The following is a 21,229-nucleotide window of genomic DNA, read 5'->3' on the forward strand; positions in this document are numbered from 1 at the left end:
TTGCCCGGTTAAAAATATGGAAGCACATGAAAGTATTTGTATTAACAGCAATAGTGGCTGCTACGGTATATACAGCTTTTAGCGGCAGCCCGCAGGCACGCCCGTACCCGCTGGTAACAGCCGGCGCAGTAGATGCCACTACCCTGGATAAAAAAGTGATGTTTGGTTACCAGGGCTGGTTTGGCACGCCAAACGACGGCTCGGGCAACGGCGCCTGGAAACACTGGTTCCGCAACAACCAGCCCGACTCAGCGCACGCTACCTTCGATTGCTGGCCCGATATGCGGGAATACCCTGCCGACGTACAGGAAGCCACCACCATGCACTATGCAAACGGGCAGCCCGCAAAGCTGTATTCTGCCTACAAATACCCGGTGGTTGACCTGCACTTTAAATGGATGCAGCAGCACAACCTCGATGGCGTATTTGCACAGCGCTTTGTAGGCGAAATAAGCGGCGCGCGCGGCCGCCGGCATTTTAACCAGGTAGTGCGCAACATTCAGCAGGCCAGTGAAAAGTACGGGCGCGTGTACTGTATCATGTACGATATTTCCGGGGCAGGCCCGCGCTGGAAGGAGATGATCATGAAAGACTGGCAATACCTGGTAGACTCGCTGCATGTTACCACCGGCAAATCGTACCTGCACCACAAGGGCAGGCCGCTGTTAGCCATCTGGGGCCTGGGCTTTGACCATACCGCCTTTGCAACAGCTGCGGCTACCGATACCCTGCTGCAATGGTTTCATGCAACAGCGCCCGCAAAATACCGGGCCACCATTATGGGCGGCGTAAACAATACCTGGATGGGCCAGCCCGAACCCTGGAAAAGCGTGTTTAAACGCCTGGATGTTATCAGCCCCTGGGCCGTAGGCCGCTACCGGGACGAGCAGGGGGCCAACAAATTCTGCGATACCGCCGTGGTTCCCGACAAAGCTTACTGCGACCGGCAAAAGATAGACTACATGCCGGTGATATTTCCCGGGTTTTCCTGGTACAACCTGCGTAACGGCCGCTCGCCTTTTAACCAGATACCGCGCAACGGCGGCCGCTTTTTCTGGCATCAGTCGTATAACGTGCTCAAAGCCGGTGTGCGCATGGTGTATATCGCCATGTACGATGAGGTGGATGAAGGCACCGCCATGTTCAAGATAGCACCGGCAGCCGCGCAAAAGCCGGTGGACGGCAGGTTTGTGTCGCTTAACCAGGACGGGGAGCAGCTGCCGGCCGACTGGTACCTGCAGCTGGCAGGCGCCACCGCGGAAATTTTACGTGGGAAAGCGGTTAACAGCCCCGCTATTCCATCGTCTTTAAAAAAGTAAACCACGTATATGATCTTGAAACTCAAAAAAAGTATAACCGTTTGCGTAATAGCCTGCCTGCCGGCTGTGCAGGCTTTTGCGCAAAACAATACGCTCAGGCTGTGGTACAATGCACCCGCAGGCAAGGTGTGGGAGGCCGCGCTGCCCGTAGGCAATGGGCGGCTGGCTGCCATGGTGTACGGCAATCCCGCTGTGGAAACCCTGCAGCTGAATGAGTCCACTGTGTGGAGCGGCAGCCCTAACCGCAACGACAACCCCGCTGCGCTTGCCGCCCTGCCGGAAATACGCCGTCTTATTTTCAACGGGCAGTTTAAGGAAGCCAGTAAAATGGCAGCCGAAAACATACAGTCCAAAAAGAACAACGGCATGAAGTACCAGACAGTGGGGGACCTGCAGCTCACCTTTCCGGGGCATGACCGGTACACGGATTATTACCGCGAGCTGAACCTGGAAACCGCTGTTGCCAAAACCACCTATAAAGTAAACGGCGTTACCTATACCCGGGAAGTATTTGCCACTGTGCCGGACCAGGTGATCGTGATGCGCCTGCAGGCCGATAAGCCCGGCAGCATTACGTTCCAGGCTGCGCTGCATAGTGAGCATAAATCGGGGGTGACCGTAACAGGCAGCAATGAGCTGCAGCTGTCGGGCATAACCAGCGATAAGGAAGGAGTGCCCGGCAAGGTAAAATTCCGCTCCCTGGTAAAGCTGAAAAATGAAGGCGGCACTATCGCAGCGGATAATAATACACTGCGTGTTACCGGCGCCAATGCCGTTACCCTTTTTATTTCCATAGCCACCAACTATGTGAACTACCACAACATCAGCGCCAATGAAGCCAAACGCGCCGGCGATTACCTGGCCAAAGCATTGCAGAAGCGCTATGGCGCGCTGCGTGCCGCGCATGTAGCAGCCTATCAAAAATATTTTAATCGCGTGCATCTTGACCTGGGCGCTACCGACTCCGTAAAGAACCCTACGGATGTACGCCTGCGCGATTTTGCACAGGCCAATGATCCGCAGCTGGTAACCCTGTACTTCCAGTTCGGGCGGTACCTGTTAATAAGCGCATCGCAGCCCGGCGGCCAGCCCGCCACCCTGCAGGGCCTCTGGAATAACAGGATGGACCCGCCCTGGGGCAGCAAGTACACCATTAACATTAATACGGAAATGAACTACTGGCCGGCAGAGGAAACCAACCTACCGGAAATGCATATGCCCCTGGTGCAAATGGTAAAGGAGCTGTCGGTAACCGGGCAGGAAACCGCCCGCGTAATGTACGGCGCCGGCGGCTGGGTAGCGCATCATAATACTGACCTGTGGCGTATAACCGGCCCCGTAGACGGCATTTATTCCGCTATGTGGCCCATGGGCGGCGCCTGGCTAAGCCGCCACCTGTGGGAGAAGTACCTGTACAACGGCGATAAAAAATACCTGCAAAGCGTGTACCCCGCACTGAGAGGCGCTGCGCAGTTTTATCTCGATTTCCTGGTGCCTGAGCCCACGCATCAATGGCTGGTGGTAACGCCTTCCATGTCGCCGGAAAACGCGCCCAAAGCGCATCCTGGCATTTCCATCTGCGCGGGCGCTACCATGGATAACCAGCTGGTGTTTGACCTGTTTACGAACACTATCAACGCCGCCGCCGCGTTGCATACAGATGCCGCGCTGGTGGCCCGCCTCAAAGCTGCCCGCGGCAAGCTGCCGCCAATGCAGGTAGGGCAGTACGGGCAGCTGCAGGAGTGGCTGCAGGACCTTGACAATCCCGATGATAAGCACCGCCATGTATCGCACCTGTTTGGCCTGTACCCGGCCAACCAGGTATCGCCTTACCGCACGCCGGAGCTGTTTGACGCCGCCCGCACATCGTTGATACAGCGCGGCGATATTTCCACCGGCTGGTCTATGGGCTGGAAGGTGAACCTGTGGGCGCGCCTGCTGGACGGCAACCATGCATGGAAGCTGATAAAGAACCAGCTTACCCCTGCAGGCAGAAACCAGGGGAGGGAGAACAGCGGCGGCGGCACTTATCCCAACCTGTTCGACGCGCATCCGCCTTTCCAGATAGACGGCAACTTCGGCTGCACCGCGGGCATTACTGAAATGCTGCTGCAAAGCCACGATGGCGCCATAGATCTGCTGCCCGCCCTGCCTGACGACTGGAAGAACGGCCGTGTAGGCGGCCTCCGTGCAAGAGGCGGTTTTGAAATAACAGACCTGCAGTGGAAGAACGGGCAGCTTACCAGCGTGACCATACGCTCCACGTTGGGCGGCAACTGCCGTTTGCGCGTGCCCAATGCATTGCAGGCAAATGGTATGCTGAAGCCGGCCACCGGCAATAACAGCAATGGGTTTTACCAGCCGGAAACCACACCACGCCCGCTTGTGGCGGCACAGGCAACGCTGCCGGCGCCGGTGCTGAAGCCAACGCTGTTATATGATTTTGAAACGCAACCGGGGAAAACGTATACGTTTAAAATGTAAAAGGCGGGCGCAGCCCCTCAACGCTATTGATAATGAAGCCACTGATCATCCTTTTATGCATCTTTTCCACAGCCGCCACTGCCCAAATAAAGGTGGCCTGCATCGGCGCCAGCATTACTTACGGCGCCACTGTGCCTGACCGGGAGCGCAATTCTTTTCCGGCGCAGCTGCAAACACTGCTGGGCAGCAAATATGTTGTTACCAACTACGGTGTAAGCGGCGCCACCCTGTTAAGCAAGGGCAATCATCCCTACACCGGCGCCAGGGAGTACAAGCAGGCATTGCAAAGCAACCCGGATATTGTGTTCATTGACCTGGGCGGAAACGACGCCAAGCTGGTAAACCGTGTGCATATGAATGAATACGAAGCGGATTATCATGCGCTGGTACGCTCCTTTGCGCAGCTGCCCTCGCACCCGCGCATTATTATGCTGGGCCCTGTAGTGTCTTTTGTAACAGATACCACCGGTATCTGGGATGCGGTAATTGTAAAGCAGGTGATACCGCACATGCAAAACGTAGCCCTGCAGGAAGGGCTGGAAATGCTGGACATGCACCCGCTGCTGGTGAACAGGCCGGAGCTGTTCCCCGATAAGATACATCTCAATGCAGAAGGCCTGGGCATTATGGCCAAAAGATTATACGATCAGCTGCAGGTGCGGCAGGATCGTGCCTTTGATATTTTCAACCGGCTTACCGTACCCAAAACCATCAGCGCATTTAACGGTTACGCCTGTGCGGATTTTAAGCTGGATGATCATGCCTGCAAGGTGGTAAAGCCCCGCTATGCCGCCAAAGGCCATCCCTGGATATGGCGCGCCCGCTTCTGGGGCCATGAGCCGCAAACAGACATTGCGCTGCTGGAACGTGGCTTTCACGTGGTGTACTGCGATGTGGCGGAGCTGCTGGGCAACCGCGAAGCCATACAAACCTGGAACCGTTTTTACCATCTCGTAAACAAGGCCGGCCTGGCGCATAAAGCCGCTATGGAAGGCATGAGCAGGGGAGGCGTGTACGTGTTTAACTGGGCAGCGGAAAACCCGGACAAGGTAGCCTGCGTGTACGTGGATAATCCCGTGCTGGACCTCAAAAGCTGGCCCGGCGGCCTGGGGAAGAACAAGCCCGATCCCAACGTGCTGCCGCAAATGAAAGCAGATTATCATATTACTACCGCTGCGCAGCTGCAGCAGTTCAAAGGCAGCCCGGTAAATAAGGTAAAGGACATTGTGAAGGGTAAGTACCCGATACTCATATTGTGTGCAGATGCAGATGAAGCAGTGCCGCCGGCAGAGAATACCCTGCTGTTTGAGCGGAAGGTAAAGGCGTTGCACGGGCAGATCACGGTAATGCATAAACCTGGTTTTAAGCATCATCCGCATAGTTTGCCCAACCCTTCACCCATCGTTGAGTTTACTCTGAGCGCAACGACCCATGCGCTTTTCATTGTTCAATAGCGTGAAAAAAGGGCCGGCTATTCCTGGCTGGCCCAATTTTTTTCGACCTGAAAACTCCGTACCTTCACTCCCCGAAAGGCAATAGTTACATCAACCTGGCTTTATGCATATGAACAAAAGAACCTTGATACTGTGCGTGGCAATGTTATCATCCCTCCTGGTAAAAGGGCAGTCCAGCTGGACCCTGAAAGCCCGTGAGAGCGATATTGAAATCTATACCAAAAATGTAGAAAACTCTCCCTTTAAAGCCATCAGGGTACGTTGTGCGGTGCCGGCTACCCTGGCCCAGCTGGTAACCGTTATACTGGATGTGAACACCGGCGTGGAGTGGGTATACAGCACCAAATCCAGCACCCTGCTAAAGCAGGTAAGTCCGTCAGAGCTGTATTATTATTCAGAAGTAAGCCTGCCCTGGCCCGTTAGTAACCGCGATTTTGTAGCCCACCTTATTGCCACCCAGGACCCGCAAACCAAAGTAGTTACGATTAACGGCCCTACAGTGGCCAACTATGTACCGGAAAAAAAGAACATTGTGCGTGTGCACCGCTCCTATGGTAAGTGGATCCTCACTCCCGGCGCCAGGCCAGGTACGGTGCTCATAGATTATACGCTGGAAACAGACCCCGGTGGCTCCTTACCACCCTGGCTGGTGAACCTGTTTGCCACCAGGGGGCCTGCCGAAACCTTTAAAAAGCTCAAGGAGCAGCTAAAGAAGCCCCGCTACCAGCATGCCCGCCTGCCGTTTATTACGGAGCCGTAATTAATTCGTAGCGCCGCCATTCACCAGCAAATGCTGCCCGTTTACAAAAGACGACAGGTCACTGGCAAAGAACTCTGCAACATTGGCCACGTCTTCCACTTCCGCCAGCCGTCCCATAGGGCAGCTGTCCAGCAGCTGTTTGCGCAGGGCAGGGTAGCTGCCGGGCTCCGTGAAAATGCCGGAATGGTCTACTGCAAAGGGAATGATGGAGTTTACTGTTACGCCGCGGTGCCCGATCTCTTTGGAAAGAATATCCACCAGGTAACGGGGGGTGGTTTTACTGCCGCCGTATACGGCCATGCCGGGCACGGGGAAAGCCGTGGTGCTGGAAGCAATGTAAATAATGCGGCCATTGTCTTCCACGTTGCGGGCGGCCTGCTGCAGCGTAAAGTAGGCGCCTTTGGTGTTGATGGAAAATACTTTGTCGAACTGTTCTTCGGTAAATTCCGTTACCGGCACTTCCACCATTTCAATACCGGCATTGGCTACTACAATATCTATCTTCCCGAAAGCTTTTTTAGCTTCGGCAAACAGGCGTTCCAGGTCGGCCACCTTGCTTACATCGGCCTGTATGGCTATTACTTTAACGCCCATAGCGGTAATGTTGCTGAGCACTTCGTCGGCAGATGCTTTGTCTTTTGAGTAATTGATAACAATGTCAGCGCCCAGGGCTGCATATCTTTCTGCGATGGCTTTTCCCAGTCCTCTTACAGATCCTGTAATCAAGGCCACTTTATTTTTTAAGCTGTTCATAATAGTCCGGTTTTAATTATTAATGCTTCATTATTAATTCTTAATTAGTTCACGCCATTCCTCCATTGGCGCCTATGTTCTGCGCATTGATCCATTTGGCGTCGTCGCTGGCCAGGAAGGTGACTACTTTGGCAATGTCTTCCGGTTCGCCAATGCGGTTAAAGGCAGCCAGGCCGGCCAGCCGGTCAATTAATTCCTGTGGTTTTCCTTTGGTAAAAAGTTCGGTGTTGGTAGGGCCGGGAGATATGGTGTTCACATTAATACCGCGGCTGCCCACTTCCTTGGCAAATATGCGGGTAAACTGCTCTACGGCGGCTTTGGTGCCTACATAGGTAGCGTAGGTAGGCATCATTACCCGGGTGGTGGTAGAGGAGAAGTTAATAATGCTGCCGTTGTCGGCCAGGCGGGTGGCGGCTTCGCGCAGGGTGTTGAATACGCCTTTTACATTAATGTCGAACTGCCGGCTGAAATCTTCATCCGTAGTGTCTTTTACCAGTTTGGTGATCATAATGCCCGCGTTGTTCACCAGTATGTCAAGCCGGCCGTAATGGGCAATGGCGGTATCAAACAGGTTTTTTACTTCAGCAGTGTTGCTTACATCCGCCTGCACGGCAATGGCGTCGCCGCCGGCGGCTTTAATGCTGTTCACCACCTGGTCGGCGGCGTCTTTACCGCCGGCATAGTTAATGACTACTTTAGCGCCTGCGGCAGCCAGGTGGCGGGCAACGGTAGCGCCAATGCCTCTTGAAGCGCCGGTTACTAATGCAATTTTGTTGGTTAGCGTGCTCATATTACTTTGTTTTTATTGTTTACAATTGTGTTGTTCACAATACAAAGGTCATATAAGCGCACGCCGGAAAGATGCAAATATTACACGATTAGATACAAATATCTAAGGTGCTGCTTTTACATTCTTCCGGTACAGCACCGGGGAAAGGGCGGTGTATTTCTTGAAGTAATTACTGAAATGCGTGCTTTCGGCAAAGCCAAGCTGGTAGGCTATTTCTTTAATAGGGGTGTCGGAATGCTGCAGCAGTGATTTGGCTTCTGCAATGGTTTTCTCCGTGATCCAGGTACTGATGGATTTGCCGGTTTTGGTTTTAATAACATTGCCCAGGTAATTCGGGTGCAGGTGCTGGGCTGCCGCATAGTCCTGTACGCGGAACACGTTTTCCGCCCTTCCGCTGCGCAGGTCGCGGTAATGCTGTTCCAGCATCCGTTTAAAGGTTTTTACAATTTGCGAGCTGCGGTTGCCTTCATAAATGGGGTTATAATCTTCCCAGAAATATTCCTTTACTTTCAGCAGTATCACCACAAACAGGCTGCCGATGATCCTGTTTTTGTAGGGAGAGCCGGACAGGAAAGCCTGCTCTATCTGTAAATACAGCTGCTCAAACTCCGCATACACCTCCGGCCGCAATACCCGCGGCTGCACGGTTTCCGACAGCAGAAAGGGGAACTCCTCAAAAATGCGCGGGTGCACATTCTCTTTGAGGAAGCTTTCGCTCAGCGTTACCAGGTACACTTCCTCAAGCCGCTCCCAATAGTGCGATTTATAGTGACCGGGATTGGTGAAGTAGATCATGTTGGGCACTGTATTAAATTCCAGCTCGTCGGTAGTATAGCGGCCCTGGGCATCTTTTACAAATACAAAGGAAAAGAAGTTGGGCTTATATACTTCCGACCGGAAAGGCAGCCGTTGGCCAAGGATGTTCCGGAGGCTATGGATGGTAAATTGCGTATGCTCGTTCAGGTTATCAAGCGGTAATCCCTGCGCAACGTACTGGTCGTACAGGGTGTTGTAAATGATGATAGGTCCGGATTTTTTGGTGTGTGGCATGGAATGAATGCTGTTGCACCAAAATACAAAAAAAGTTCTCCGTTTAAAAATTGATGGCATTTATGCATTATATTTGATTAAATATAAATGCTGATTTTCCCCACTTTCAAAAACCATCAAATGAAATTTTCAACCACCTTATGCCTTCTCGTAATATTCGCTTGCGGATGCAGTAGCATTAACGTGCAGACAAAACTTTTAAGTGAACAAAAATTACTTAAGGATAGCGCGAATAATATAAGCGAAAGGGTAGCCGGCTATATGTACAAAGGCCTTAACGACAAAGCAAAGGCGGAACAGTTGCAACTTGGAGCCGTTTATGCCCGGTTGATAGATATCCAGTCTTCACTTGACAGCCTTGCAAATGTGAAACAATAGTTGCAGCATTTCAAGACACTACTTTTTTATCAGGTCACATGTATTTTCAAACCGCTTTTCCGGGCATTCTATTTATACTAACTTTAAAAGAAAAATGGAAAATAAAGGGCTGCTATTTATTCCGGATATCAGCGGCTTTACCCGGTTTGTTACGGAAACGGAAATTGAACATAGCCGCTATATTATCCAGGACCTGCTGGAGATATTGATTAATGCCAATGAAACAGGACTCGAAATTTCAGAGATAGAAGGAGATGCCATCCTGTTCTATAAGTTCGGTGCGCCCATGCAGCTGGAAGCCCTGTACAAACAGGTGGAGAAAATGTTCTGCGCCTTTCACCGCCACCTGGTTGCCTATGAATACCGCCGCCTGTGCCAGTGCAAAGCCTGCATATCAGCCATTAACCTGTCCCTTAAAGTAATTACCCATTACGGGGAGTTTACCAGCTATAATGTAAAGAACTTCAGCAAGCTGATAGGCAAGGATATTATTGTAGCCCACCAGCTGCTGAAAAACGATATTGAGCAGCATGAATACTGGCTGGTTACAGACAGCATGCTGCCGCAGGCGCCCCCGGCGGGCTTTGCCGCCTGGATGCAGTGGAACCACAGCGCCAAGCAAACGGAGCATGGCAGCATTCCTTTTCACTACACGCAGCTTAGCCGCCTGAAGGAGGAGCTGCCGCCGGAATATCCCGCCTGTCCTGAACTGGAGCAGCAGGTAAAGGTGCTGTCTGTGAGCAGAACCTATCCTGTTAATATCAAGCAGCTGTTCTATACTGCCTGCCATCCTGAGTTCCGCCACCGCTGGCAAAAGAATGTGCTGTCTGCGCACGACCTGGATCACCGCCTTCCCGGTATCGGCAACCGCTACCGCTACGAGCTTACCACCGGCCCGCAGGTAGTGTATGTAAGCAGCTTCACCTACAATCCCGAAAACAGCATTATGCTGGTTGAAATGGAGGAAAAGCAGAAAAGCTCCCTGCATTTTGTTATGAAGGCTACAGCTGCTGATACCACTCACTTTACGCTGTCTTATTACATCCATAAAAGCCTGTTCAGCAAACTCCTGTTCGGGCTTACCGCGAAGGCCCGGGTAGCGCGCGATCTGCAGGCATCCCTGCAGCAGCTGGAGCAGCTGTTGCAGGAAATAGAAGTGCCGCCGTTCTGATAAGCATATCTCCGCAAGAAACGGGTTTTCTCCCTGCCGGTGTGCTGGTAGTTTTGCAGCATCAACAAATTGTTCCGCTATGCACATCAGCAGCGAACCGGCTATCCTGTATTTCGGCACGCCGGTAGTTTTGATCAGCACCCTCAATGAAAACGGCAGCGCCAACCTGGCGCCCATGTCATCTGCCTTTTGGCTGGGATGGCGTTGTATACTGGGTCTGGCTGCATCCTCCAAAACCACGCAAAACATGATCCGTACCGGGCAGTGTGTGCTTAACCTGCCTTCTGTACAGCAGGCCGCTGCTGTAAACCGGCTGGCCCGCACCACGGGCAGCAATCCTGTGCCGGAAGGCAAGCGGCAAAAAGGCTACCGCTATGAACCTGCCAAGTCTGAAACCGCGGGGTTAACGCCCCTGCCTGCTGCAACCGTGGCGCCGCCGCGGGTACAGGAATGCCCTGTGCATATGGAAGCTGCCGTAGCAGCGGTACATGGGGTGGGGGAAGATGAACCTTTACAGAAAGGAAAGATCGTAAGCATTGAGCTGCGCATACAGCGTGTATACATTGATGATAGTATTGCCCTTCACTATTAATTATTCATTCTTCATTATTAATTACTACTGTTGCAGCGCCTTCAAGCTATCTTTCCGGGCCTTTTCCAGCTGTTTCTCGCGCTCTTTCTGCTCTTTTTTCTGCTGTTTCTCCTGCCTGCGGAAGAACCCGCGCAGCAAAAAGTTATGGCGCACGGCTACCATATTGGTATCGAGCTTGCCGGTGCTGGCGGCCAGGTTGCGGAGGGTGAGCTGCAGGTCGCGGGCGGCGCTGGTGTCGTTCAGCAATACGCCTGCCGGCGAGCCGCTGCTGTTTAGCTTGTCGCTGATGTCGTTGCTGGCCTGCTGCAGGTTGGCCACTACGTCATTGGCCCGGCGGGCTATGGTATCTAACCCGGTGGCGGTATTGCGCAGGCGCTGGAATATAACCGTGTCCGTTACCAGCTCGTTAGCCAGGGTGCCTTCGTTCTGCAGCTTGGCCGTATAGGCGGCCAGATTATTGGTGAGGCGCTGTGCATTGGCTGCGCTGCTGCCCAGCCTCGACATGGTATTGGTCAGGTTCACATATATGGTGCTGTCGGTCACCAGCTTGCCTATGGTGCCATGGCCTTCAGAGATCTGTTGCGCCAGCTTTGCCAGGGTGCCTGTTATTTGTACCAGGTTCTTGTTGTTCACCTGCAGGGTGTCCAGTATTTCGTCCGTGCTGATGCTGGTTTCCACCTGTATCATGTCGCCGTCTTCAATAACCGGGGTGCGGCCGGTGCCGCCGCTCAGCGCAATAATTTTGTTGCCCACCAGCCCGTCTGTGCTTACGCGGGCTTTTACATCTTTATGAATGAACTCGCGGGAGCTTTTGTCGATATTCATCAGCACCTCTATCTGGTTATGCCGGATGAAGGTGATGCTTTTGATCATGCCTACCTTTACGCCCGCATACCAAACATTGTTGCCTTTGGAGAGGCCGCCTACATCCTTGAAAATGGCTTTCACCTGTACCGACGACATGAATGTTTTCCGTTGTCCGCCCAGCGCAAGCACAGCCACGGCAAAAATCACCAGCCCCAGGAAGCTGAATATACCTACCTTAACGGCTCTTGATCTGCTAGTTTCTTTCATCTGTTATTTTTTTATCTTTTTAACAGCCCGGCAGGAGCCGGCGTTTCATAAGCTTTATTGTATAAAATTATAATCATAGAACTCCCGTATCAATTCATCGTTATCGCTGAAAACTTCATCAAAGTTGCCCTGTTTAATGAACCGGCCTTCCTTCATTACGGCAATCTTGTCGCCGGTGGCTTTGGCGCACGCCAGGTCGTGGGTAATAATGATAGCGCTGGTATGAAAGCGCTGCTGCACTTCGTTAATGAGGTTATTGATGTCGGTGCACGTAATAGGGTCCAGGCCAGCTGTGGGCTCGTCGTACAGCATGATTTCGGGCCGCAGTATCAGGGTGCGCCCCACGCCGATACGCTTGCGCTGCCCGCCCGACAGCTCCGCCGGCATCTGGTTAATGGTGTGGGAAAGGCCCACGGCTTCGAGCACCACCGCCACCCGCCGGTCGCGTTCTTTTTTAGGCATATGCGGCATGTTACGGCGCAGGGGGAACGAAAGGTTTTCGCCCACCGTCATGCTATCATACAAAGCCCCGTTCTGGAAGCAAAAGCCCACTTTCAGGCGCAGGTCGCGCAGCGCTACGGGGTCCAGCTTCTCCACCTCCTGGCCTAGCACATTCACGGTACCGGAGTCGGGGTAAAGCAAACCGGAAATGATCTTTATCAGCACCGATTTTCCTGTGCCTGAGCGGCCCAGCACTACAATGTTCTCGCCCCGGTGCAGGTCCAGGTTTACGCCCCGCAGCACGTGGTTGTCGCCAAAGGATTTATACAGGTCCCGTATAGCGATCACCGTTTCATTCCAGTGAATATCCGGAGTAAATGACTTCATATATTTAGCGCAGCATGTTAATTACTTGAACAATAATGATCTCCTCAATAAATATCAGGAACATGGATATTACCACGCTTACATTGGCGGCCTTGCCCACACCCTGTGTTCCCTGGGTGGCATGATACCCCTGGTAGCACGCCACCACGCTGATGGTAAACCCGTACACCAGCGCTTTTATCAGCGACGACCAGTAATCCAGGAACGAAATGTTCTGGAAAGCATTCTGGAAAAAGGTGGTGATGCTGGTTTGCTCATTCAGGTGAATATCTATATAAGAGCCGATCATGGCTATAATACCGTTATAGCACATCAGCAGCGGCACACATACGGTAGACGCCATGATGCGTGTTACCACCAGGTATTTGAAAGGGTTGATGGCCGACACCTCCATTGCATCAATCTGCTCGGTTACCTTCATGGAAGCCAGCTCGGCCCCGATGCTGGAACCTACCTTACCTGCACATATGAGGGCCGTTACCAGGGGGGCCAGCGCACGTATCACCGCAATGGAAATAAGCGACGGCAACCACGACGTAGCGCCGAACTCTGCCAGCGACGGGCGCGATTGTTTTGTAAATACCAGCCCGGTAATAAATCCCGTAAGCGTGATCAGCAACAGTGATTTATTCCCTATATAATAGCATTGGCGCACAAATTCCCTGGCTTCAAATGGTGGGCGGAACACCTCCCGGAAAAAGCGGAGGACGAACTTGAGCACATTATAAAAATCCAGGAAAAAATTGTCGATGCCTTTGGTAATAACCGGACGTTCTGATCTTTCGGTAGATCCCATAGCTGGTGTTTATCTATTAATAATTTGACCTTTCTCACTTGCCCTTCCGCTGGTCACATGCATATTACGATAATTAAAACAAACAACATTCCAGAAGGGTAGTAGGTTCAAAACCACGCTGATCAGGTAAATTTATTGGTAATCAACCATTCATGCAAGCCTATGGGAGGTATGCATTGTACAATCTGTGGAGTATAATCCCGGTAAGGCGGTTGGGGGAGGAGCAATAATGATGATTTAATAAGGTCATAAAAATGCCCCGGTTGCGGGGGATTGTAACAAAATGATAGACAAATAATTGCGGGGGGAGTTTACAAATATTGTAAAGATTTGTATCTTTGGCTATGAGAATAATCGAGATGGCCACCAGAAGGCAAAGACCGGTTATTGTTAATATAGCAGAGGATGAAGATTTTAAGGTGCTTAGTGAAAAGCGCTATTCCTTTAACTGGAAATCATTTAAAAAAACAACAACGGTATATAAATTACGGATCGAGAAAGAGAACGATATTTTAGGGGTAATGGGAATTGTAGATATACCCGCTGAAAAAAGAGTAGAAATTAAGCTGCTTGCTACCTCAATTGAAAATATTGGCAGCAATAAGGTGTATGACAGGGTTGCCGGCTGCTTAATTGCTTATGCATGCCGTATTGCAATTACCAATTATGGAATGGATGCCTGTATATCACTGGTGCCTAAAACCCAGTTGATTAAGCACTATATGCAAAAATATCATATGCTGAATGCCGGCCGGCAGCTATTCCTTGAAGGGCATGCATTATTTCTGCTAATGAGAGAATATATTGAATGAAGCATACATTAATGAAAGCAAATACTAAAAAACATACTTCCGGAGAATTGGCTGAAGCGTTGGTATATCCGGTAACGCTTACGCCTGCGCAAAAAAAGGAAGCAGCCAGCCAGCTAGCTGCTGCCCGGAAAAAAGCGCAGGAGAAAATGAACGATAAAAATAAGTTGGCCCTGCAGCTTTTACAGCTGAAATTCCAGGTTCAGGATTATATTGAAAGTAAAAAATATGACATTGAAAAACACTTCGGCTACTTTCTGAAACAATACATTGAAATACTGGAGCTGAAAAGAAAGGCCTTTGCAGAAGATATTAGTATTGATGAAACCATGCTCAGCCAATTGATCAATATGCACAGAACGCCTCCAGATTACATATCCATCAGGCTTGAGTTGCACTCCAATAATATTATCCCGGCCGATTACTGGTTTAAGCTTATTGAAAAGCAAAAGGAGCATAAAATTAAAACCGATCAGACTTTAAGAGATAAGGAAAAGAAATTTGTCCATAAAACTGCTATAGGCTTATAAACCACCATCCTCCACCACCATGCCGCTCCGCCTTCTGCCACTCCTGCTCCTCCTTACACTCACTACCGCCGCTCATGCCCAGCAACCAACCCTCCGGCAGCAGCTGCAAGCCATTATTGCCGGTAAAAAATCGCATATAGGTGTTTCCGTTAGGGCAGTGGAGGATAATGACACCCTTTCTATTAATGCCGCTGCCCATTATCCCATGCAAAGCGTGTTCAAGTTTCACCTGGCCCTGCTGGTGCTGCATAAGGTGGATGAAGGAACGCTGCAGCTGGATAAACCGGTGCATATTAAGCAGCAAAACCTGCAGAAAGATACCTGGAGCCCCCTGCGCGAAGCGCATACGGCCCCGGAATTTGATCTGTCCTTGAAAGAGATATTAAGGTACACGGTATCGGAAAGCGATAATAACGGCTGCGACCTGCTGTTCAATATGGTAGGCGGCCCTGGAGCGGTGAACAGGTACATTCATGCACTGGGCATAAAGGAGGTGAACATTGCGGCCAATGAAGCGCAGATGCATGCTGCCTGGGATGTACAGTACCGTAACTGGACAACCCCCACAGCCGCCACGCAGCTGCTGCAAAAGTGCTATATGCAGCCCGTTTTGTCCGCCGGCAGCAAGGAGCTGCTGTTACGATATATGCGGGTGTCCGGTAAAACCAACCGCCTGGGAAGCCGGCTGCCGCAAGGGGCGGAGGTAGCCCATAAAGCCGGCACCTCCGGTACCAACGCACAGCACCTTACCGCGGCATTCAACGATATAGGCATTATTACCCTGCCTAGCGGAAAGCATATAGCCGTTGCCGTATTCATATCCAACTCCCTGGAAAATGAAGCGGTCAATTACCGCATTATCGCCGATATAGGCAGGGCCGTATGGGATTATTACACCCGGCAAAATCAAAGCGCTACCGGCCAGGTTTATCCTGCAACGCGGTTTTAAACAGCTTCCGGTAGCGTACAGTCCCATTTGCAGCGATACTTTATTGGTGAGTTTATTTTGAACCGAATACTTTTTGCGGCCAACTACGCTTATTTGCCGTCTTAATTTGGTTATCAGGAGTGGAATGTACCACTTTCTTCAATGTTTAAATTTATTACGTCGGCCCAACTTTTGCAAACAGTTGTTAGCTAACGTTTTCATCTTTATGCCACTGCGCTGTGCTTTACTGCTTATTTGTTATTTATCTGTTCTGCAAGTCCGATTAGTAGTCCTTCAACCCCACGAATGTAACATAGCCGGTATATGCCTTGATAGTTAACAATTTCGTCAACAAGTTCAGCGCCTTGTTTGGTAAGCCTGGATACCAGCTCATCAATATTGTCAACTTTGAACATAACTCTTAAGTATCCTAAAGAATTAACGGGCGCTGTTCTATGATCTGAAACAGTTGCCGGTGTTATAAATCTTGAAAGTTCAAGCCGGCTATGCCCGTCGGGTGTAACCATCATCGCAATTTCTACGGATTGATTTTTAAGTCCTGTTACCCGCCCGGACCATTCGCCTTCAACCATTGATCGTCCTTCAAGTTTTAGCCCTATTTCTGTGAAAAATGATATTGCGTTATCAAGGTTTTCTACAACGATACCAACGTTGTTCAATTCCGGTAAGTTGTTTTTTGTCATATCGTTTCTGTTATATTGTTAGTCAATACCTGCTGTGCTGGCGATTTTAGTCAAGGTTCCAATAAGCATCATTCATAGTTTCCGGGTCATCTGTTCCTGCTGCATCAATTAGCCAATCGCGTGAATGATAGTAATAATCCCTATTGCCATAATTATTGTTATAAGCAATTGGCGGTTCGTATGTTTCATCTAAATAATACCCATATTGCAACATCATTTCTTCACTTGTCAAATCGGGTATTAGCAGCTTGTTTTCAAAGTCAACCAAAACACTATTTGCTTTTTCAAATTTTTGTTGGTTTAATCTTAGTGTTTCGTGCGGAAATTTATAATCAACGTTCTCTATAATAGGTTCGTATTCAAAAATTGTTTTGTTAAGCCTGTTTGTCTTGAATGACTTTAAGCGTTTTAATTTAAAAGTTTCGTTTAGGAATAACGGGTTTATTGTGAAAAAACCAACGTTCTTTAAGGCCCAATTCAAATAATTGACATCTGGATTTAGTAAGAGCGAATTTTCCGCAATTTCCGTTTCTTTGCTAAATGTTTGTTTTGTTAGAGTGAAGGGAATTGTAAAATCAGATTGGAAAACTTTTTCTAATAATACGGATAATTTTTCCGCCCGATCGTCATCATTTGAGTTCTCCCAAAATACTTTTGTACTTGTGGCAATAAAATTTTGAGTGAGAAAATACGCTATTCCGTATTCTCTTGTTTCTTTTACTAATTCTATATCTTCCGGAGTAATTTCAAAATGCCCGGTTTGAACTTTATAAGCATAATCTTTTTGTGAAATAAATGATAATACACAGTCGAAAAGATCTCTTATAGTTGTGTAAGTGTTTCTTTTAATTTTGCCGCGAAGAATATCGTCCAATTTCTTTCCTTTGTACTTCCCGAAGGAAATTGGATATTCACTATTGAAATTCTTTGTAATCTTCTTGTCAACAACTTTCCCGTTTTCAAATTTTAGCCAAACATAGCTATCATAATATCCACACCAATGGTCGTAATGGTAATCGCCAAAGCCAAATTTAAGAATTCCTGAATACCAATCTGCTAAAACAGGTGCTGTGCTGTTAAAAAGGTCTTTAAAAGTATAGTTTGAACTTTCAAGATTTGTTATATACAAATGGTCGCCTTTCAAAAGCCAATGACCTTGATAGCCTCTCCAATGAGCAGTTGTAAACATCTCAAACCTGATGTCTTTATTCTTTTCCAGGAATGGATTTAAAGGCGCTTCATTCAGCGAAAAGGTTTCATTTCTATATGTCAGAATTTCCTGTGCTTGAACGGTCATTGTTGTACGGTTGATTAAAATGGCTACTAACGTTAAAGCATGGGCAATGTGGTGGCATTTAGGATTCGGTCTGAACAGACTAGCATGATAAACGTTTATTGTCGAACCACTTTATCCGCCATTACGAAAGCCTTGTTATCTGCTGTTATTCTTCTTCTAATATTCTCAGTAATCGTTGGTTAAGATACAATTTTTCCTTTCCAACTTTTACCGGTTTCCCAATCATTGCTTTCGGTTACGCCACACAAACACTTGTAATAAGCTGCTTTGTTTTTGATGATATATTCACTCAGGTAAATTGCAGGTGTATCAAGTAAACCTGGGAGTTTGAGGTAAGTTCTATGTTTGTTTTTATTATAAGGGTGAAAATACGGAAATTTTACGCTCGTTCGTATGATAAGAGTAAAATTTACGCTCGTTCTGATTTGGCTTAAAATGCCTAATTACCAGTAACATACATCTTCTTAACAAGCTCCGGAAGTTTAAGTGTTTCAATAAAGTTGCTGTTAAATCGCTTGTCAAATGGGTTGATGGTGTCAAAATGCCAACAGTCAAAAATTCTGTGGGTTTCATCTTCGTCCTAAAGTAAAATTTGTTCGCCCATTTGGCAAACGACAAAGCAATTTCTTTTTTATCGTTTTGCCCTTGTTGCAAATAGAGATAAACCAATTTCAAAAACACATCTCCCCATAATTATTAATTCTTCATTCTTAATTATTAATTCCTCACCACCACCTCATAAATCCTTTTCACCTGCCGGATGTGCCGCTTCGCATGCGACACTGCAAAGCATACCCATTCCAGCTTTGTCAGCTGCCCCATTTGCGGAAAATCAAACCCGGTATAGGTCATAGAAAGGTCCTGTGCCTGGATGGCCTTTCCCGTGCGGTGCACCATGGCTTCCATCTCCTGCAGCAGCTGCTGTTTGTTATATTCGCCCGGTTCAGGTATAACAAAATCGGGCGACTGTAATTTGGTGCTGAAGTCGAGGAACACGCTTTTAATAGCGGCTTCCTTTTCATCCGGCGCACGCAGGGTAGGGGCGCCCGGCGCTTCAATCGCATCGGCGATAGCGCCTTTCTGCAAATGCCGGCCTACCTGTGCGGCGGTCCAGCTGCCGGCGGCGGGCGGGGTGTTCAGCTGTTCCTGTGAAAAGGCAGACAGCAGCTGCAGCAGCTCCCTGTAAGTGTTCATATACTCCTGGTAAATTGCCTGGTTGTTGATCATAATGCTATTGTTTTAGGATGATATTGCAAACTTACAATGCCGGATAAAAGTACATGAGGTAGTAATGCGACAATAAAGGGGGCAAATCAGACATTTACCCCAGGCGTATCATATTTCATTTATTGTATATTTGCATGGGACAATCACTATACACCTACAACCACCATCTCCTATGAGTACAGGAATAGATGTACGCAGTCTTCCCTGCCCGCACTGCGGCAGCGTAAACAGCCCGTTAAACGCCACGCTGGTAGCTGAAGTAATGAGCTTTATTTTCCTTACGCACCTGCGCAGGCAGGTGGTCATCGGCTGCCCCGGCTGCCTGGATAAGGCCATACAGCGCGCGCAGATACGAACACTGCTCCTGGGCTGGTGGGGCATTCCCTTTGGCATTATCCGCACGGTGGGAGCCATTGCAGGCAACATAAAGCATAAGCAGCAGCTGCGCCACGCAACCGGGCCTACTGAGGTGCTGGAAAGTTTTGTACGCAGCAATGCGGCGCAGCTGGTTATGCGGAGGGAGCATCCCCGGGCGCTGCAAAACCTTATCAAAAACCCATAAAATATTACATTTACACAAACACCGCTACCTGCAGCCGTGTCACACATTACCGCAACCGCCACACCTGCAACCGGAATATAATACCTGTACCTATGCGTATACTCGTTTGTTTTTTCTGTATTGCTTACGGCTTTGCCGCCCGCGCCCAAACAGATACGGCACTGGCCAATAAAAAGCGCGAAGCCGCTATCGCCCTGATGGATGAAGGCCGTCCTGCAGCAGCCCTGCTGGTGCTTGACACTGCGCAAAAACTGGCACCGGACGACCCGGATATTGCCTATGAAATGGCCTACGCCCACTACCAGCAAAAGGATTATGAAAGCGCTATTGCCATACTTAAAAGGCTGGTTAAACGGAAAGATGCAACAGACCGGGTGTACCAGATGCTGGGCAACAGCTACGACCTCACCGGCAAAAGCAGCAAGGCCATTGCCACCTACGAAAAAGGCCTGAAGCTGTTCCCCAATGCCGGCACCCTTTATCTCGAAAGGGGAGTAATGGAGCTGGGGCTCAAGCAGTATAACAAAGCCCTGGCCTTTTTTGAAGCCGGCATACAGGCCGACCCGCAATTTCCATCCAACTATTACTGGGCCGCCCGCCTGTTCTTTGACTCGGATGAGGAGGTTTGGGCCATGATATATGGGGAGATATTCATCAACCTGGAACGCAACACCAAACGCACGGAGGAGATCAGCAAGCTGCTGTATTACACCTATAAATCGGAAATTAAGTTTAAGGATGATACCAGCGTAACCGTTAGCTTCAGCAAGCAGACGGCTGTTAACATTTTCTACGATCCCAAGAAAGGCCCGGCCTCCCTGGCGGCGCAGCTTGAAAACGCCCTGAAGCTGCCTTACGGCACCGGCGTATATGAGCCAACGTTAGCGGTGGCAGTGGCGGGAGAGAAGATAGTGAACCTGGCCAGCCTGCATAACATACGCACAAAGTTCCTGGATGCATACACACAGCTGGGCCACCAGCAGAAAGAACCGGTAGTGCTGTTCGATTACCAGCAGCAGGTACGCGCTGCCGGCCACTTTGAAGCCTATAACTACTGGGTGCTCGGTAACGGCAACCAGCAGGAGTTTGAAGACTGGCGCATGAGCAACCCACAGCAATGGAAAAATTTTGTAAGCTGGTTCACCACCCACGGTTTACAGGTAACACAGGAAAATAAATGCTACAGGAGTAAATATTAAAACATAGGGTAGAGGATGAAACCTTACCGCAGCTGCTACCAGGTTTCGGACCTGTAGCTGGCAATCACTTTGCAAATGGCGGTAGCGGGATTGGTTTGCTGGGCTGCCACTGCAATCTGTTGCAGCAGGCGCTTTAAATGCCCGTAGGTGTGCGGCTTGGTTAAAAAGCATGATGCGCCTAGGCTGTTGGCGGTTTCCCGGTCGCTTTGCTCCGAGGAGGTAGAGTACATGATCACCGGTATGTGTTTTAAGCCGTCGTAGGTTTTAAGCTTTTGCAGGAACTGCCATCCGTTCATTACCGGCAGGTTAATATCCAGGAAAATAACATCCGGCTCCTTAATGCGCCTGGATGCCAGCTGCAGGAAAGCTTCTTCACCATCCATGGCCAGGTCGCAATCAACAACCGGGTTTACAGCCGCCAGCGCCTCGGTAAATAATTCCCGGTCGTCACTGTCGTCGTCAATTAACAGAAAGGTTCTCGCTGCTTTCATTGCTCGTAGGTTTTAAAATATCGTATATGGTCC

21 protein-coding genes are annotated in these 21,229 nt (G+C 49.6%); 11 read left to right on the forward strand and 10 right to left on the reverse strand.

The window, feature by feature from the left end; all coding sequences use genetic code 11:
- Positions 1 to 26: 26 nt before the first annotated feature.
- The 4 genes from VFS25_RS14525 to VFS25_RS14540 all read left to right on the forward strand — a co-directional run bounded on the left by VFS25_RS14525 (position 27) and on the right by VFS25_RS14540 (position 6,017).
- Positions 27 to 1,319, forward strand: coding sequence for a glycoside hydrolase family 71/99-like protein (locus tag VFS25_RS14525; RefSeq protein ID WP_326462882.1), 1,293 nt, complete (start codon positions 27 to 29; stop codon positions 1,317 to 1,319).
- A 9-nt stretch (positions 1,320 to 1,328) separates the two neighbouring features.
- Positions 1,329 to 3,803 carry a glycoside hydrolase family 95 protein gene (locus tag VFS25_RS14530; protein WP_326462883.1) on the forward strand — a complete coding sequence of 825 codons (2,475 nt, stop codon included), beginning with the start codon at positions 1,329 to 1,331 and terminating at the stop codon, positions 3,801 to 3,803.
- A gap of 32 nt (positions 3,804 to 3,835) precedes the next feature.
- On the forward strand, positions 3,836 to 5,257 hold the full coding sequence (locus VFS25_RS14535; RefSeq protein ID WP_326462884.1) for a GDSL-type esterase/lipase family protein: 1,422 nt from the start codon (positions 3,836 to 3,838) through the stop codon (positions 5,255 to 5,257).
- A gap of 109 nt (positions 5,258 to 5,366) precedes the next feature.
- A complete protein-coding gene (locus VFS25_RS14540; RefSeq protein WP_326462885.1) occupies positions 5,367 to 6,017 on the forward strand; it encodes an START domain-containing protein in 651 nt (216 codons plus the stop codon).
- Here the strand turns inward: VFS25_RS14540 and VFS25_RS14545 are convergent, their stop codons facing one another.
- The 3 genes from VFS25_RS14545 to VFS25_RS14555 all read right to left on the reverse strand — a co-directional run bounded on the left by VFS25_RS14545 (position 6,018) and on the right by VFS25_RS14555 (position 8,610).
- Positions 6,018 to 6,770: an SDR family oxidoreductase gene (locus tag VFS25_RS14545; RefSeq protein ID WP_326462886.1), complete on the reverse strand. Its 753-nt coding sequence runs from the start codon at positions 6,768 to 6,770 to the stop codon at positions 6,018 to 6,020.
- 49 nt (positions 6,771 to 6,819) lie between these two features.
- Complete coding sequence (locus tag VFS25_RS14550; RefSeq protein ID WP_326462887.1) at positions 6,820 to 7,560, reverse strand: SDR family oxidoreductase; 741 nt, start codon at positions 7,558 to 7,560, stop codon at positions 6,820 to 6,822.
- A gap of 102 nt (positions 7,561 to 7,662) precedes the next feature.
- Positions 7,663 to 8,610, reverse strand: coding sequence for an AraC family transcriptional regulator (locus VFS25_RS14555; RefSeq protein ID WP_326462888.1), 948 nt, complete (start codon positions 8,608 to 8,610; stop codon positions 7,663 to 7,665).
- Positions 8,611 to 9,082: 472 nt separating this feature from the next.
- On the opposite strand from VFS25_RS14555, the gene VFS25_RS14560 reads away from it, so the two are divergent.
- Positions 9,083 to 10,159: a DUF2652 domain-containing protein gene (locus VFS25_RS14560; RefSeq protein ID WP_326462889.1), complete on the forward strand. Its 1,077-nt coding sequence runs from the start codon at positions 9,083 to 9,085 to the stop codon at positions 10,157 to 10,159.
- Positions 10,160 to 10,238: 79 nt separating this feature from the next.
- Complete coding sequence (locus VFS25_RS14565) at positions 10,239 to 10,751, forward strand: flavin reductase family protein (protein WP_326462890.1); 513 nt, start codon at positions 10,239 to 10,241, stop codon at positions 10,749 to 10,751.
- 24 nt (positions 10,752 to 10,775) lie between these two features.
- On the opposite strand, the gene VFS25_RS14570 is transcribed toward VFS25_RS14565, so the two are convergent.
- The 3 genes from VFS25_RS14570 to VFS25_RS14580 are packed head-to-tail and all read right to left on the reverse strand — an operon-like array spanning position 10,776 to position 13,449.
- Complete coding sequence (locus VFS25_RS14570; protein WP_326462891.1) at positions 10,776 to 11,825, reverse strand: MlaD family protein; 1,050 nt, start codon at positions 11,823 to 11,825, stop codon at positions 10,776 to 10,778.
- Positions 11,826 to 11,879: 54 nt separating this feature from the next.
- Complete coding sequence (locus tag VFS25_RS14575) at positions 11,880 to 12,653, reverse strand: ABC transporter ATP-binding protein (protein ID WP_326462892.1); 774 nt, start codon at positions 12,651 to 12,653, stop codon at positions 11,880 to 11,882.
- 4 nt (positions 12,654 to 12,657) lie between these two features.
- Positions 12,658 to 13,449 (reverse strand): ABC transporter permease, encoded by a 792-nt coding sequence (locus VFS25_RS14580; protein ID WP_326462893.1) that lies wholly within the window; start codon positions 13,447 to 13,449, stop codon positions 12,658 to 12,660.
- A gap of 344 nt (positions 13,450 to 13,793) precedes the next feature.
- Between VFS25_RS14580 and VFS25_RS14585 the strand changes: the two genes are divergently transcribed.
- The 3 genes from VFS25_RS14585 to bla are packed head-to-tail and all read left to right on the forward strand — an operon-like array spanning position 13,794 to position 15,737.
- Positions 13,794 to 14,261, forward strand: a complete 468-nt coding sequence (locus VFS25_RS14585) for a hypothetical protein (protein WP_326462894.1) — start codon at positions 13,794 to 13,796, stop codon at positions 14,259 to 14,261.
- A gap of 47 nt (positions 14,262 to 14,308) precedes the next feature.
- Entirely contained in the window at positions 14,309 to 14,788 is a 480-nt protein-coding gene (locus VFS25_RS14590) for a hypothetical protein (RefSeq protein WP_326462895.1), read from the forward strand.
- Positions 14,789 to 14,807: 19 nt separating this feature from the next.
- A complete protein-coding gene (gene bla, locus VFS25_RS14595) occupies positions 14,808 to 15,737 on the forward strand; it encodes a class A beta-lactamase, subclass A2 (protein ID WP_326462896.1) in 930 nt (309 codons plus the stop codon).
- A gap of 230 nt (positions 15,738 to 15,967) precedes the next feature.
- Here the strand turns inward: bla and VFS25_RS14600 are convergent, their stop codons facing one another.
- The 3 genes from VFS25_RS14600 to VFS25_RS14610 form a co-directional block, all read right to left on the reverse strand.
- Positions 15,968 to 16,420 (reverse strand): VOC family protein, encoded by a 453-nt coding sequence (locus tag VFS25_RS14600; protein ID WP_326462897.1) that lies wholly within the window; start codon positions 16,418 to 16,420, stop codon positions 15,968 to 15,970.
- A 46-nt stretch (positions 16,421 to 16,466) separates the two neighbouring features.
- A complete protein-coding gene (locus VFS25_RS14605; RefSeq protein WP_326462898.1) occupies positions 16,467 to 17,717 on the reverse strand; it encodes a hypothetical protein in 1,251 nt (416 codons plus the stop codon).
- Between the two features lie 717 nt (positions 17,718 to 18,434).
- Complete coding sequence (locus VFS25_RS14610) at positions 18,435 to 18,944, reverse strand: DinB family protein (protein WP_326462899.1); 510 nt, start codon at positions 18,942 to 18,944, stop codon at positions 18,435 to 18,437.
- Positions 18,945 to 19,116: 172 nt separating this feature from the next.
- On the opposite strand from VFS25_RS14610, the gene VFS25_RS14615 reads away from it, so the two are divergent.
- Together VFS25_RS14615 and VFS25_RS14620 are read left to right on the forward strand one after the other, a co-directional pair.
- Positions 19,117 to 19,506 carry a hypothetical protein gene (locus VFS25_RS14615; protein WP_326462900.1) on the forward strand — a complete coding sequence of 130 codons (390 nt, stop codon included), beginning with the start codon at positions 19,117 to 19,119 and terminating at the stop codon, positions 19,504 to 19,506.
- Between the two features lie 92 nt (positions 19,507 to 19,598).
- A complete protein-coding gene (locus VFS25_RS14620) occupies positions 19,599 to 20,705 on the forward strand; it encodes a tetratricopeptide repeat protein (RefSeq protein ID WP_326462901.1) in 1,107 nt (368 codons plus the stop codon).
- Between the two features lie 35 nt (positions 20,706 to 20,740).
- Here the strand turns inward: VFS25_RS14620 and VFS25_RS14625 are convergent, their stop codons facing one another.
- Positions 20,741 to 21,196, reverse strand: a complete 456-nt coding sequence (locus tag VFS25_RS14625) for a response regulator (protein WP_326462902.1) — start codon at positions 21,194 to 21,196, stop codon at positions 20,741 to 20,743.
- Positions 21,197 to 21,229: the final 33 nt, after the last annotated feature.

Source organism: Chitinophaga sp. (genome assembly GCF_035761305.1).
Classification (GTDB): domain Bacteria; phylum Bacteroidota; class Bacteroidia; order Chitinophagales; family Chitinophagaceae; genus Chitinophaga.

Coding starts and splice junctions, on each gene's coding strand:
- VFS25_RS14525 (WP_326462882.1), top strand. CDS start 27: ATGAAAGTATTTGTATTAACAGCAATAGTGGCTGCTACGGTATATACA.
- VFS25_RS14530 (WP_326462883.1), top strand. CDS start 1,329: ATGATCTTGAAACTCAAAAAAAGTATAACCGTTTGCGTAATAGCCTGC.
- VFS25_RS14535 (WP_326462884.1), top strand. CDS start 3,836: ATGAAGCCACTGATCATCCTTTTATGCATCTTTTCCACAGCCGCCACT.
- VFS25_RS14540 (WP_326462885.1), top strand. CDS start 5,367: ATGAACAAAAGAACCTTGATACTGTGCGTGGCAATGTTATCATCCCTC.
- VFS25_RS14545 (WP_326462886.1), bottom strand. CDS start 6,770: ATGAACAGCTTAAAAAATAAAGTGGCCTTGATTACAGGATCTGTAAGA.
- VFS25_RS14550 (WP_326462887.1), bottom strand. CDS start 7,560: ATGAGCACGCTAACCAACAAAATTGCATTAGTAACCGGCGCTTCAAGA.
- VFS25_RS14555 (WP_326462888.1), bottom strand. CDS start 8,610: ATGCCACACACCAAAAAATCCGGACCTATCATCATTTACAACACCCTG.
- VFS25_RS14560 (WP_326462889.1), top strand. CDS start 9,083: ATGGAAAATAAAGGGCTGCTATTTATTCCGGATATCAGCGGCTTTACC.
- VFS25_RS14565 (WP_326462890.1), top strand. CDS start 10,239: ATGCACATCAGCAGCGAACCGGCTATCCTGTATTTCGGCACGCCGGTA.
- VFS25_RS14570 (WP_326462891.1), bottom strand. CDS start 11,825: ATGAAAGAAACTAGCAGATCAAGAGCCGTTAAGGTAGGTATATTCAGC.
- VFS25_RS14575 (WP_326462892.1), bottom strand. CDS start 12,653: ATGAAGTCATTTACTCCGGATATTCACTGGAATGAAACGGTGATCGCT.
- VFS25_RS14580 (WP_326462893.1), bottom strand. CDS start 13,449: ATGGGATCTACCGAAAGATCAGAACGTCCGGTTATTACCAAAGGCATC.
- VFS25_RS14585 (WP_326462894.1), top strand. CDS start 13,794: ATGAGAATAATCGAGATGGCCACCAGAAGGCAAAGACCGGTTATTGTT.
- bla (WP_326462896.1), top strand. CDS start 14,808: ATGCCGCTCCGCCTTCTGCCACTCCTGCTCCTCCTTACACTCACTACC.
- VFS25_RS14600 (WP_326462897.1), bottom strand. CDS start 16,420: ATGACAAAAAACAACTTACCGGAATTGAACAACGTTGGTATCGTTGTA.
- VFS25_RS14605 (WP_326462898.1), bottom strand. CDS start 17,717: ATGACCGTTCAAGCACAGGAAATTCTGACATATAGAAATGAAACCTTT.
- VFS25_RS14610 (WP_326462899.1), bottom strand. CDS start 18,944: ATGATCAACAACCAGGCAATTTACCAGGAGTATATGAACACTTACAGG.
- VFS25_RS14615 (WP_326462900.1), top strand. CDS start 19,117: ATGAGTACAGGAATAGATGTACGCAGTCTTCCCTGCCCGCACTGCGGC.
- VFS25_RS14620 (WP_326462901.1), top strand. CDS start 19,599: ATGCGTATACTCGTTTGTTTTTTCTGTATTGCTTACGGCTTTGCCGCC.
- VFS25_RS14625 (WP_326462902.1), bottom strand. CDS start 21,196: ATGAAAGCAGCGAGAACCTTTCTGTTAATTGACGACGACAGTGACGAC.